Here is a 12,508-nt window from a genome sequence, read left to right on the forward strand (position 1 = left end):
TTATAGACTAAAGAGGTGATATTTGATCACCTCTTATAAAATTTCAGCTAAAATGGCAAGTATTTCTTCATTTTGCTCTTTTGTTCCGATCGTAATCCGGAGTGATGTCGGGAAACCTAATGCGTTTCCTGACCGGACGATATAGCCTTTTTCCAGCAGAGCCTGAAACAGTTCATCAGCAGGACGTTTAAAGTCAATTAACACAAAATTTGTCTGTGAAGGGTAGCACTTTAAACCATGAGTTTTCGCAAAATCATAATACTGCTGAAGGCCTGCATTATTTTGCTCGACACAGGAAGCAATAAACGCTTGATCATCAAGTGCTGCAATCGCCGCAGCCTGGCCCAGACGGCTGGTATTAAACGGCTCTCTCGCCGGCTCAATCTGGCGAATCAGGTTCTCGTCAGCAATTCCGTATCCGACTCTGAGCGCTGCCAGACCGTATGCCTTTGAAAATGTGCGCAAAATCATCAAATTGGAATACTTGCTTAAGAGCGGCACGGTTTCCGGGTAATCCTCTGCTGTTACATATTCATAATATGCTTCGTCAAGAACGACAAGGACACGAGAAGGAACGCGCTCCAGAAATGCGAGTAATTCTCCTTCAGATGTATAAGTGCCAGTCGGATTATTCGGGCTGCATATCCAAACGACTTGTGTCTGTTCGTCGATGGCTTCTAACATGGCGTCTAAATCATGTGAGCCGTCGGGACGAAGTGCAATTTCACGTACTTCAGCACCTTCAATAACCGCATTATGTTTATATTGCGGAAAAGTGGGGGCAGCAGTAACCGTGTTTGTTTTATCGTTTAAAAATGCCCGGCAGATGATCTGTATGATTTCATCAGAACCGTTGCCGAAAATAAGTGATGTTTCGCTGACATTGAGGTGCTTACTGAGCCTTGTCCGCAAAGCGGCGCTATACCCGTCCGGGTAAAGGGCTAGCTGTTGAATCTCATGATGAAGCGCCTCTTTTGCAGCCTCTGAACAGCCGTAAGGATTCTCGTTTGAAGCAAGCTTCACAACTTTATCCAAGCCATATTCTGATTTCACTGCTTCAATCGGCTTTCCAGGCTGATAAGGCTTCAGCTGTTTTAAATGTTCTTTGATACGCAAATCAGTCACCTCATTTTAAACTGTACAAGCCGCCAAACGCCATTGCATAATCCTCAAACTCCTGCAGCGCCTGATTTCTCGTTTCAGCGCTGATGAGCCGGTCCTTTAATTCTTCTATTTTTCTGACGAGCGCGCTTCCCACTACGACACCGTCACTAATCTCATTCATCTTTATGACCTGTTCACGGTTTGATATACCGAACCCTACGGCGACCGGAACAGTGCTGAGATTCTTCACTGTCCGAATGAACGGGTACACGGATGAATTGAACTCATTGCGGACACCGGTCACACCCAGAGAAGACACACAGTAGACGAAGCCCTCGGCTTGTTCAATAATGGTTTTCAAACGGCTTTCGCTTGTCGGCGCAACCAAAGAAATATACGTCACCTCATGGCTTTTACATTCCTCTTGAAGGCTGTTGCTTTCTTCTAGTGGCAGATCCGGAACAAGCAGACCGTCAATATGATTTTCCCGCAGTAAAGCGAAAAAGTATTCTTTGTTCAATTGTAACACAGGATTATAATACGTAAAGAGGATAATCGGAATATTCACTCCGTTTTTTTTCATTTCTCCGCCTAATTCGATTGCCTTTACGATATTCATTCCTTGATCAAGTGCCCGCTTTGAAGCCCGCTGGATCACCGGACCGTCTGCAAGCGGGTCAGAGTATGCAACACCAAGCTCCAATGCAGTGGCGCCTGCTTTTTGGAGTGACTTCGCCAGTTCAATCGAAACCTCAGGAACTGGATCGCCCGCCGTAATAAACGGGATAAACAATTTTTCTGATGGTTGAAGATCCAATTTAAACATGGGCTTTCACCTCTTCTTCCAATACCTTCATTAATGTGTTGACATCCTTGTCTCCCCGTCCTGATAAACAGACGAGAATGAGTTGACCGCGATCCATTCCTTTGGCGAGTTTGAATGCTTTCGCTAACGCATGGGCAGATTCGATTGCCGGCAAAATCCCCTCTTTTTCTGACAAAAGCTTTAATGCATCCACCGCTTCTTCATCAGTGATACTGTCATAAGTGACACGGCCGCTCTTATGCAAGTATGCGTGCTCCGGACCGATTCCAGGATAGTCGAGACCGGCTGAAATAGAGTAGGGCTCAATAATTTGCCCGAATTCATCCTGAATGAGATAAGTCAATGAACCGTGAATAACCCCTACGGTTCCTTTCGAAATAGTGGCGGCATGAAGAGGCGTATCAATTCCTTTTCCTGCTGCTTCAGCGCCGATCAGTTCAACATCTTCATTTAAAAATGCCTGAAACATACCTATCGCATTGCTTCCTCCGCCTACACATGCCACTACTTTATCAGGCAGAGTGCCTTCAATACGTTTCAACTGGTCCTTCGCTTCCTCTCCGATCATTTTTTGAAATTCACGGACCACTTGCGGATAAGGATGCGGGCCGACAACTGATCCAATCATATAAAAGTGATCCTCACAATGCTGAACCCAGTACCGGATCGCCTCATTTGTGGCATCCTTCAATGTTCCGTTTCCACTTGTTACAGGCACTACCTCCGCTCCAAGAAGCTTCATGCGGAAAACGTTCAGAGACTGGCGGGCAACATCCTCTTCACCCATAAACACTGTACAGGAAAAGCCGAATTTGGCTGCAACTGTTGCAGCGGCTACGCCATGCTGGCCGGCACCGGTTTCAGCAATGATTTTCGTTTTGCCCATTTTTTTAGCAAGCAGCGCTTGACCTAGCGCATTATTGATTTTATGAGAACCTGTATGGTTTAAATCTTCTCGTTTCAAATAGATTTTCGCGCCGCCTAAGTATTCAGTGACTCGATCAGCGTATGTTAATGCAGTCGGCCGTCCGGAATAGTCCTTTAACAGCTTATAATACTCTTCACGAAAAGCGGGATCATCCTTGATTTGTTTAAATGCTGTTTCTATTTCATCTAACGGCTGCATGAGTGTTTCCGGAACAAACTTTCCTCCAAAATCACCGTATCTGCCTATTTCATTCGGATATGGATACATATCGGTTCATCCTTTCTTCTAAAAGCCTCATCAGATTCTGATCTTTTTGTCCGTTTTTTTCAATTCCGCTGGCAAGGTCAATTCCTTCTGGCTGCCATTTCAATAGGCCTGTGATGCTATCCGGATTCACGCCGCCAGCGATAAAGCAGCGTTTACCAATAGCCGCCTGCTGATATTCCGGCACACATTCCCAAGAAAATGCAACACCAGTTCCGCCTCTAGACCCTTTTACAGACGAATCGATCACAAAGCCGTCAACATGATCTTTAAAGCGGGCTATTTCTTGAGTTGTGTTATCCTGATGGTGAAGCGCCTTCCATATTTCACAGCCAGTCAGCTTGCAAAGAGCATCAGCATCCGCCGGTTTTTCATCACCGTGAAGCTGAATGACGTCGAGCTTCAAGCTCTTGGCAATACGTGACATCGTCTCTATTGATTCATTAACAAAAACACCTGCAACCTGTTTTTCGACCCGAACTTGGTTCAGCCATTTTTTCACATCTTCCGGAGATACTTTTCGTTTGCTTTCAGCAAAAATAAATCCTAGGTAATCAGCCTGTGATTCCGCCGCAAGCTGCAAATCCTTTAGTGACCGAATACCGCAATATTTTAATGCCGGTTTCTTCACAACCTCACTCCCCAAACAAAGCATGGATTGCTTTACGCTGAGAAGTTTGTCTCATCAATGATTCACCGATAAGTACAGCTCGCGCCCCATGTTCATTGACAAATGTTAAATGTTCTAAAGAACCGATTCCGCTTTCGCTGACAAGCAAGGATTCTTTCGGAACGAGAGATGCGATTTGTTCTGTCTGCTTTACAGATGTTTCAAACGTTTTTAGGTTTCGATTGTTTACGCCGAGAATGTCGGGTGTGAACACTTTCAATATTTGTTCTAGCGTTGATGCATCATGAACCTCCACTAACACGTCCATCCCCTTTTCACCTGCTTCAAGATATAATTCATGAAGGTGTAAGGGATCAAGCACCTCGCCGATTAACAATATGGCATCCGCTCCGATTCTTCTTGATTCCTCTACTTGAAGAGAATCAATGATAAAATCTTTTCTAAGTACAGGAATCGAAACAGCACGCTTTACGTCTGATAAATAGCTGTTTTCCCCTTGAAAAAACGGGGTGTCTGTTAAAACGGAAATCGCATCTGCCTTCGCAGCTTCATAGTCTTTTGCAATCTGAACAGGCACAAAATCCTCTTTAATAAGCCCTTTTGACGGCGATGCTTTCTTCACTTCGGCAATCAACCCAATAAACCGATTCGGGCTTGCCAGCGCCTCCTTAAATGAACGTTTCTCGAAAGGCTGCTCTACCGGCAAAACCAGTGTTTTCACTTCTTCTTTCTTTTGTTTGATGATTTTTTCAAGCATAGATCTCTTCCTCTTTCTGCTTTAGTCGTTCAAGCTGCGCGGCAGCGCCTCCGCTTGTAATCGTCTCTAACGCCAGCTCCGTTCCTTCCTTCAGTGAGGCGGTAATTCCCGCCGTGTAAATCGCAGCTCCCGCATTAAAAGCCGTAATAGATAAAGCGGAACTGCTGCTTTTATTTTCAAAAATATTCTGAATGAGATAGGCGCTCTCTTTCGGTGACTGCACCTGTAAATCTTCAAGTCTGCCATTTGTGAAACCGAAATCTTCGGGTGAAACGGTATATTCCCGGCGCTCTCCGTCCTTTAATTCAATCACATCGGTCGGTGCTGTAATTGAAAGCTCATCTAAACCGTCACGGCTTGATACAAACATGACGTGCTTCGGCTGAAACGTCTCCAGTGCGCTTGCCATCAGTCCAGCTTTTTCAACAGAATAGACCCCAATCACCTGACGCTTCGCCTGTAAAGGATTGCTGAGCGGCCCAAGCAGATTAAATACCGTTCTGAAACCTAGCTCTTTTCTAGTACCTGCTACATGTTTCATAGACGAATAGTAAAGCGGCGCAAAAAGAAATCCCATGTTGTTTGTTTCAATGCTGCTTTTGACCTTTTCGGGAGTGGTTTGAATAGAAACCTCTAGCTCCTCTAAAACATCAGCGCTTCCGCTTTTAGAAGAGACAGAGCGATTGCCATGCTTAGCGATTTTCGCGCCAGCTGCCGAGGCAACAATTGCCGAGGCCGTTGAGATATTAAAAGTGGAAATACCGTCTCCCCCTGTTCCGCATGTATCAACAATATCAGGAAGTCCATCGACTGTAAGAGCGTGTGCCCGCATTGCCTTCACAAAACCCGCAAGCTCTTCTGGCGTCTCCCCCCGATGAGCAAGAATTGACAATATACCACCCATTTCCGAAGGAGTCATTTCCGCTGCCATCATCATATTCATCAGCGTTTCAGCCTCACCGGCAGTAAGGGTTTTTCCGTCAACGCACAATTGTAGAAATCTGTTCATCAGCTTTATCCTCCTTGCTATGAAACATGTCTTCTGCAATATGAATCGTTTTCAGCAGCGCACCGGCTTTATTACAGCTTTCTTCGTATTCGGCTTCCGGAACAGAATCAGCAACAATGCCAGCACCTGCCTGTATCGATGCAACGCCGTTCTTTACACTCATCGTGCGAATCGTAATGCAAGAGTCGATATTCCCGTCAAATCCAATGTAGGCAATACATCCTCCGTATGTCTCTCTCGGTGTTGGCTCGAGCTCTTGCAAAAGCTGCATGGCACGGATTTTGGGTGCGCCTGTTAAAGTCCCCGCCGGGAAAGCAGACATCAGTGCATCGACAGGATGAACCCCTTTTTTCAATCGGCCTGTAACCACCGAGATAATGTGCATGACATGTGAAAAGGAAACAATTTTTGTGAACTCCGGCACAGAAACTGAACCATACTCTGCTACTCTGCCGATATCGTTTCGGGCAAGATCAACGAGCATGTAATGCTCCGCTTTTTCTTTTTCATCCTTCATGAGCTCAACCTTCAGTCTCTCATCTTCAGCTTTGTCTGCACCGCGTTTTCTCGTACCGGCAATCGGATGGATTTCTAAGTGCCCGTCTTGAACGTGTATTAACCGTTCCGGAGAGCTGCCGACTATTTCTCTGTCTAGCAGTTTCATATAATACATATACGGCGAAGGATTGACGATCCTAAGCACTCGGTATAACTCAAAAGCATCTGCTTTTATCGGCACCTCAAATTTTTGTGATAAAACACCCTGGAAGATATCGCCTGCTTTTATATAGCTTTTGATTTTTTCTACATCAGCCATAAAAGCCGATTTTTCATAATTAGAAGATACCGTCTCAAAGCTGGGTGTCTTGTATGAATCAGCAGAGAGAAACAGCTCTTTTATGTTTTTTTGGTCCATCATTTTTTCGATGAGATTTTGGAGCTCCAGATGATTTTGATGGAATACATCCATTTTTTCGTTTTCTGTTTCCTCTCCAGTGAGCCTTGCATATTGGATAAAGTGGACGTTTTTGGTTTCATGATCATACGCAATTAATGTCCGGCAAACAAACAGCATGCACTTTTCCATGTCTGTTTCTTTTCTATGCGAAGGAACAGAAGGCTCAATCAGCGGGATCATATCATAGCTTAAGTACCCGACAGCTCCGCCGACAAAAGGAATGCCAAGCTGAGGTGTTTTGATTTTGTATGTGGTATTCATCCAGTTCAGCACTTCTTTTAGTTCATTTCCTGTGTAAAGAGATTTGCTGTCCTGATCAGCGGCCGAAAAACGGCCCTGCTCTTCTTTAATTGTGAGAAATGGATTCAGGCCGATAAACGAATATCTTGACCAAGTGGATGTATCGTCCTTGCTTTCAAGAAGATACGTAATCTCCCTGTCAAGCTTCTCTATCATTTGAATGGGTGTCAGTGTATCGACTGTGAAGGTCTCCACAATCGGTATCGTGTGGTGGGACAAGCTGTCCTCTAAAAATGCGGAAATGTTTGATTGGAAATTCATTGCTCTCACTCCTTATGGCAAGGAGAATGAGAAGATGGCATGAGAGGATAAAATACTATATAACAAATAAACCCAAAAGAAAGACTTCTTTTGGGTAGAATAAACATACATGTCTCAGCTCAACTAAACTCATTCTCTGCTACCCTATTCTCTAACTCAACTCATTCTAATCGCTTTATACACACTCTTGTGTATTTCTAAGCTATTCTTATCGTATTACAATTCAGTATTTTTTGTCAATGATAAATCGGGCCTCAATACGACGGCTTTTTCTAAATATACATGTCTGATCTGATCCTGAGGGACATCTGTCTGGACCGTCATCATGACTCTTATGCACTTTTTCAGACCGCCCGTTACGTCCATTTCCTGCATACATGTTACCGGTACATACTGCCATCCTGAAAGCTCGCGAACAGCTTTTGCCGGGAAAACAGCGTGCAAGTCAGGTGTAGCCGAAAGAAGCATTTGAACAACATCTTCCGGTTTTGTATGATTTTCTTCTATGATTTTCTCTAACAGCTGTTTTGTTTTTTGTAAAATTTCTTCTTCAGTATCCCGTTCAACTGTAGTTGCTCCGCGAATTCCGCGAATCATCATGATGTCTCCTCCAATCGCCATTTGTTCAGCCAGCTCTCAAGTTCATTTCTGGAAAATGTATGATCAGCAACTTTCCCTAATTCGTTGAGCACAATAAACTGAATCTTCCCGCCACGGGTTTTCTTATCATTCATCATACGGTCCAAGAGAACCGAAGTTTCCGTCTCTTTTCTGATTTGACTTGGATAACCCAGGCTTTTTAGCCAGCTGACCAAACGTTTTCTGTCCATTTCACAGCCTACAGTCTTTTCGCTTATATATAAAGCAAACTGCATTCCGAGGGCTACGGCATCACCGTGAGTGATCTGCCCGTATCCATATTCCGCCTCAACGGCATGACCGAGCGTATGCCCAAAGTTTAAGTAAGCTCTTATCCCCTCTTCTTTTTCATCCTGCTGAACGACAGACGCTTTAATTGAAATGCCTTTAAAAATCATGTCATTCAGCTGATCATTAGTGATATCACGCAGTGAGTGGATATTCAGCAGCTCCTCCAGAAACGCTCTGTCATAGATAAAAGCGTGTTTAATCACTTCTGCCATTCCGGACCTAAGCTCTTTTTCAGGCAGAGAACGCAGGAAATCTGTATCATAGAGCACGGCTTTCGGCTGATAAAACGCACCGATTAGATTTTTTCCAAGCGGATGGTTCACGGCTACTTTTCCTCCGACTGCGCTGTCATGTGCCAAAAGCGTTGTAGGCATTTGAATGAAATCAATGCCGCGCATAAAAGTGGCTGCCACAAAACCGGCAAGATCTCCTACAACACCGCCACCGAATGCGATGATGCATGAGGAGCGATCCAAATGAAAACGAATCGCTTCACTCTGCAATTTTGTGTACATGTCCATGGATTTTGCCTGCTCTCCACTCGGTACCGTCACTTTTTTCACAGGCCATTTATCTTGCAGCAAATGAAGTATTTCATCACCATACAGGCGGTCTACTTCTTCATCCGTGACAAGCATAATCCTTGTTAAAGGCCTGTTTAAAGAGGTTAATAGTTCGCAAGCCTTTTTTCTGATACCTTGTCCGATAAAAACAGGATATGACGAGGAAGCAGTTTGAACATGCAGTGTCTTCATTAAAATTCCCTCGACAGTTTTCTCATATTCTCCACATTTTCTCTAATGCGGTCAATTTGATCTAATCCGAATTGTTCAACGACTGCGTTCGCAATTTCCCAAGCGACAGCCGCTTCAGCGACTACACTTGCCGCAGGAACAGCACAGCTGTCTGAACGTTCTATGCTGGCGGAAAACGGTTCTTTCGTTTCAATATCGACACTTTTCAGCGGTTTATACAAAGTCGGAATCGGCTTCATGACTCCGCGGACAACGATTGGCATTCCTGTCGTCATGCCGCCTTCCAGTCCTCCAAGTCTGTTAGTAGCACGGGTGTATCCTTTTTCCTCGTCCCAAATGATCTCGTCATGGACTTCGCTTCCATTTCGCCCTGCTGCCTCAAATCCGATGCCGAATTCCACACCTTTAAATGCGTTAATTGACAGAACAGCGGCAGCAAGCTTGCTATCCAGCTTGCGGTCATAATGGACATAGCTGCCCACGCCTACCGGCATTCCCTCGACAATGACTTCTACTATTCCGCCGATGGAATCTCCGTTTGCCTTTGCTTCATCAATGGCAGCCATCATTTTTTTGCCTGCCTCTTCATCGTAGCATCTGACAGGAGACTCTTCCGTTACGCGCTGCAGGTCTTCAATTGACGTATATTCTGTTTTTTCAGCTTTAACAGCGCCAATTTGCAACACGTGGCCCGCCACCTTAATGCCAAGCTCAGAAAGAATCTTTTTAGCTACAGCCCCTGCCGCCACTCTGACAGTTGTTTCCCTTGCTGAAGAACGCTCAAGCACATTTCTCATATCACGATGATTATATTTAATTGCACCGTTTAAGTCAGCGTGCCCAGGTCTCGGTCTGGAAATCTGGCGCTTCATTTCCTTTTCTTCATCTTCTGTAATTGGAGCGGCGCCCATGATTTTTGTCCAATGCTTCCAATCGTTATTTTCAACTACGAGAGCAATTGGTGAACCGAGTGTACGTGCATGGCGCACCCCGCTCATAATTTTGGCCTGGTCTTTTTCGATCTGCATGCGGCGGCCGCGGCCGTGTCCTTTTTGGCGTCTGGCAAGCTCAAAATTGATATCTTCCTCCGTTATGTAAAGCCCGGCAGGTACACCCTCAATAATGGTTGTCAGTTGGGGGCCGTGTGATTCTCCGGCTGTTAAATATCTCATGACTTCTTCTCCCTTCATCGCATTAACGCTTTTAAGTAAAACTACTATAACATATTTTTCAGCAAAAAGTCAGTCTATCTTTTTTGATAAAAGAATGTATCGGCTGGGACTAGGCCAAATTTCTCGGGGTTGAAGATTTGCTCGGTGCTGCCGACAAAAAGAACTCCATTCTTCTTCAAGCTATGTGCCATTTTTAAATACAGCTCTTCCTTCGCGCTTTCTGTAAAATAAATAAATACATTGCGGCACACGATTAAGTCAAAGTCTTGTTCATAACGATCCGCCAGCAAATTGTGCTTTTTGAATGTAATATTCTTTTTGATTTCCGGTTTTACTTCATAACTTCTATTTGCGTTTTGCGTAAAATAACGATCTTTCACAGATAGCGGCACTTCCTGTAAAGACCGCTCCTGATAAACGCCTTTTTTCGCTTTTTCCAATGCTTTTTCATCAATATCCGTCGCCAAAATCTGATAGCCCGGAAGACCTTTTTGCTGGTCCAAAAGCATGGCAAGCGTGTATGGCTCCTCCCCCGTTGAGCAGGCGGCACTCCAAATCTTTAAAGGCCTAGAGGTCTTGATTAACGGCAGAATTGCAGTCTCAAGAACTTCCCACCTTTTATAATTACGATAAAATTCTGAAACATTGATCGTCATTCTGTCCAATGTTTCATTTAAGAGAGCTTGATCCTCTTCCAATGCCGCCGCAAAGTCCTTAAAGCTTTGGAACCCCTTTTTCTCATAAAGTGACGTTAGCCTTCTCTTCATTTGTGCTTCTTTATATAGTGTCAAATCGACTCCGGTTAATTGTTTCCATTTCGTTGTAAATACGCTGTATGTATCCATCTCTACTCTCCCAGTCTCGCTGTCTTTTTGTCCTAGTATAGCTTGTTTTATCAGGAAATTGTATTGTTTCAATAAAAAAATCAGCTTTTCAGCTGATTTTAGATCGTTGGGAAAGGCAGAGGTCTGATGCACATTGCCATTCAACCCTTTATTCACTTTAATGTAAACCTTTACAAAACAGATCAAAAACCGGCGGCGTTATATGATGCCGGCTCTGTTACTTATTTTCACAATGATTAATAGATCCAGCCTGCCATAAGCTGCTGATATGATACTAATTCTTCATTCTTAAAGAAAATGTTAATCTCGCGTTCTGCACTTTCGAGAGAATCAGAGCCGTGGATGATGTTTTTTCCGACAAACATGCCATAATCCCCACGAATCGTACCAGGTAAAGCTTCTTTAGGGTTTGTTTTCCCGATCAGCTGTCTCGTCACTTCAATGACATTTTCGCCTTCCCACACCATTGCGAATACAGGTCCTGAAGTAATAAACTCAACGAGCTCTCCGAAGAAAGGCTTTCCTTGATGTTCGGCGTAGTGTTTCTCAGCCATTTGTTCAGTCACTCTCATTAACTTGGCGCCAGCTAATTGTAAGCCCTTACGTTCGAATCTAGATAAAATGTCCCCAATGAGCTGACGTTGGACACCGTCTGGTTTCACCATGATAAAAGTCTTTTCCATCATATTCTCCACCCCATCATTATGTATGTATAGGCTTTCACACTGCACACCGAAATCGTAACATCTTTCTGATAATTAATCAATCCGGGGCGGAGAAATTTCTTAATATCTACAAAAATTAAAATTTTCTTTTACCGATATATTTTGCGATGGCTGCAAGAGACGAGCGTGCGCGCCCTCGAGGAAGCGTGTTTAATTTCTGAAAAGCTTTCTGCAGATACATTTCGCTTACTGCCATAGATGCTTCAATTGCATCTGTTTTTTTGATTTCTTCAATGATTGGTTCAAGCTGTTCCTGCGTTGTCTCACTGTTAATCAATTTAAGCTGGTTTTTTAATGCAGGATTTTTCAGGGCATACAGCACTGGCAATGTGACGTTTCCTTGAAGCAAATCTCCTCCAACGGGTTTACCCAGTTCTTCTTCAGTTGAAGTAAAATCAAGAATATCATCAATAATCTGATAAGACATGCCGACGTAATACCCAAACCAGTACAATGCCTTATGAATCTTCTCATCAGCTCCAGACGCAATAGCACCAAGCTGGCAGCTGACCGCGATCAAGAGAGCCGTTTTTCTTTTGATACGGCGGAGATACGTTCTGAGATTTTGTTCCATGTTGTATTTGTCTTTGATCTGCTCAATTTCCCCTAGACAAACTTCAACGATCGTCTGTGACAAAATCCTATGGGCTTTCGGTTCGTTAATTCTCGTCATCATTTCAAGAGATCCCGCAAGCATATAATCGCCTGTGTACATCGCAATACGATTGTCCCACTTTGCTTTGATTGTCGGTTTTCCTCGGCGAAGCTCCGCATCATCAATGACATCATCATGAACCAAAGATGCCATGTGAATCATTTCCAGAGTGACGGCGACATATTTAATCTTATTAATATCGTAATCGCCAAACATGCCGGAAAGCAGCACGAAAACAGGACGAATACGTTTCCCTCCGGCCTGCAGCAGGTGAAGACCTGCCTCGCTTAAAAGCGGGTAATCGGAACGTACGGTTTGTTCAAGTTCTCTTTCGATTACATCAATATCGTCATTTAAAAAAGAGTAGGCCATTTTAAATTTCATATCA

Annotated in this window: 13 protein-coding genes; all 13 read right to left on the reverse strand. The window is 44.0% G+C overall.

Features of this window, described 5'->3' with window-relative positions; translation table 11 throughout:
* Window positions 1–33: 33 nt before the first annotated feature.
* On the reverse strand, window positions 34–1,116 hold the full coding sequence (gene hisC / locus NX903_RS10565) for a histidinol-phosphate transaminase (protein ID WP_004399129.1): 1,083 nt from the start codon (window positions 1,114–1,116) through the stop codon (window positions 34–36).
* A 10-nt stretch (window positions 1,117–1,126) separates the two neighbouring features.
* The gene (gene trpA, locus NX903_RS10570) at window positions 1,127–1,930 is read right to left on the reverse strand and encodes a tryptophan synthase subunit alpha (protein WP_021481539.1); all 804 of its coding nucleotides are present in this window, start codon (window positions 1,928–1,930) and stop codon (window positions 1,127–1,129) included.
* Window positions 1,923–3,125 (reverse strand): tryptophan synthase subunit beta, encoded by a 1,203-nt coding sequence (gene trpB, locus NX903_RS10575; RefSeq protein WP_021481540.1) that lies wholly within the window; start codon window positions 3,123–3,125, stop codon window positions 1,923–1,925. Before trpB ends, trpA begins: the two co-directional genes overlap by 8 nt.
* On the reverse strand, window positions 3,106–3,753 hold the full coding sequence (locus NX903_RS10580) for a phosphoribosylanthranilate isomerase (protein WP_086344015.1): 648 nt from the start codon (window positions 3,751–3,753) through the stop codon (window positions 3,106–3,108). Before NX903_RS10580 ends, trpB begins: the two co-directional genes overlap by 20 nt.
* Before the next feature lie 4 nt (window positions 3,754–3,757).
* Window positions 3,758–4,510, reverse strand: coding sequence for an indole-3-glycerol phosphate synthase TrpC (gene trpC, locus NX903_RS10585; protein WP_015714170.1), 753 nt, complete (start codon window positions 4,508–4,510; stop codon window positions 3,758–3,760).
* A complete protein-coding gene (gene trpD / locus NX903_RS10590) occupies window positions 4,503–5,519 on the reverse strand; it encodes an anthranilate phosphoribosyltransferase (RefSeq protein ID WP_014480124.1) in 1,017 nt (338 codons plus the stop codon). The genes trpC and trpD overlap by 8 nt, the downstream gene beginning before the upstream one ends.
* Window positions 5,491–7,038 (reverse strand): anthranilate synthase component I, encoded by a 1,548-nt coding sequence (gene trpE, locus NX903_RS10595; RefSeq protein WP_086344016.1) that lies wholly within the window; start codon window positions 7,036–7,038, stop codon window positions 5,491–5,493. Before trpE ends, trpD begins: the two co-directional genes overlap by 29 nt.
* Window positions 7,039–7,254: 216 nt before the next feature.
* Window positions 7,255–7,638: a chorismate mutase gene (aroH, locus tag NX903_RS10600; RefSeq protein WP_004398675.1), complete on the reverse strand. Its 384-nt coding sequence runs from the start codon at window positions 7,636–7,638 to the stop codon at window positions 7,255–7,257.
* Window positions 7,635–8,723, reverse strand: a complete 1,089-nt coding sequence (gene aroB / locus NX903_RS10605) for a 3-dehydroquinate synthase (protein WP_086344017.1) — start codon at window positions 8,721–8,723, stop codon at window positions 7,635–7,637. The genes aroH and aroB overlap by 4 nt, the downstream gene beginning before the upstream one ends.
* A complete protein-coding gene (gene aroC / locus NX903_RS10610; RefSeq protein WP_004398727.1) occupies window positions 8,723–9,895 on the reverse strand; it encodes a chorismate synthase in 1,173 nt (390 codons plus the stop codon). The genes aroB and aroC overlap by 1 nt, the downstream gene beginning before the upstream one ends.
* Window positions 9,896–9,969: 74 nt before the next feature.
* Window positions 9,970–10,740, reverse strand: coding sequence for a protein-glutamate O-methyltransferase CheR (gene cheR, locus NX903_RS10615; RefSeq protein WP_086344018.1), 771 nt, complete (start codon window positions 10,738–10,740; stop codon window positions 9,970–9,972).
* Window positions 10,741–10,976: 236 nt separating this feature from the next.
* Window positions 10,977–11,426, reverse strand: coding sequence for a nucleoside-diphosphate kinase (gene ndk, locus NX903_RS10620; RefSeq protein ID WP_010886554.1), 450 nt, complete (start codon window positions 11,424–11,426; stop codon window positions 10,977–10,979).
* Window positions 11,427–11,541: 115 nt separating this feature from the next.
* On the reverse strand, window positions 11,542–12,504 hold the full coding sequence (hepT, locus tag NX903_RS10625; protein ID WP_003246013.1) for a heptaprenyl diphosphate synthase component II: 963 nt from the start codon (window positions 12,502–12,504) through the stop codon (window positions 11,542–11,544).
* Window positions 12,505–12,508 lie beyond the last annotated feature (4 nt).

The organism is Bacillus sp. FSL R5-0576 (assembly GCF_038004765.1).
Classification (GTDB): Bacteria; Bacillota; Bacilli; order Bacillales; family Bacillaceae; genus Bacillus; species Bacillus subtilis.

Coding starts and splice junctions, on each gene's coding strand:
- trpA (WP_021481539.1), bottom strand. CDS start 1,930: ATGTTTAAATTGGATCTTCAACCATCAGAAAAATTGTTTATCCCGTTT.
- trpB (WP_021481540.1), bottom strand. CDS start 3,125: ATGTATCCATATCCGAATGAAATAGGCAGATACGGTGATTTTGGAGGA.
- trpC (WP_015714170.1), bottom strand. CDS start 4,510: ATGCTTGAAAAAATCATCAAACAAAAGAAAGAAGAAGTGAAAACACTG.
- trpD (WP_014480124.1), bottom strand. CDS start 5,519: ATGAACAGATTTCTACAATTGTGCGTTGACGGAAAAACCCTTACTGCC.
- trpE (WP_086344016.1), bottom strand. CDS start 7,038: ATGAATTTCCAATCAAACATTTCCGCATTTTTAGAGGACAGCTTGTCC.
- aroH (WP_004398675.1), bottom strand. CDS start 7,638: ATGATGATTCGCGGAATTCGCGGAGCAACTACAGTTGAACGGGATACT.
- aroB (WP_086344017.1), bottom strand. CDS start 8,723: ATGAAGACACTGCATGTTCAAACTGCTTCCTCGTCATATCCTGTTTTT.
- aroC (WP_004398727.1), bottom strand. CDS start 9,895: ATGAGATATTTAACAGCCGGAGAATCACACGGCCCCCAACTGACAACC.
- cheR (WP_086344018.1), bottom strand. CDS start 10,740: ATGGATACATACAGCGTATTTACAACGAAATGGAAACAATTAACCGGA.
- ndk (WP_010886554.1), bottom strand. CDS start 11,426: ATGATGGAAAAGACTTTTATCATGGTGAAACCAGACGGTGTCCAACGT.
- hepT (WP_003246013.1), bottom strand. CDS start 12,504: ATGAAATTTAAAATGGCCTACTCTTTTTTAAATGACGATATTGATGTA.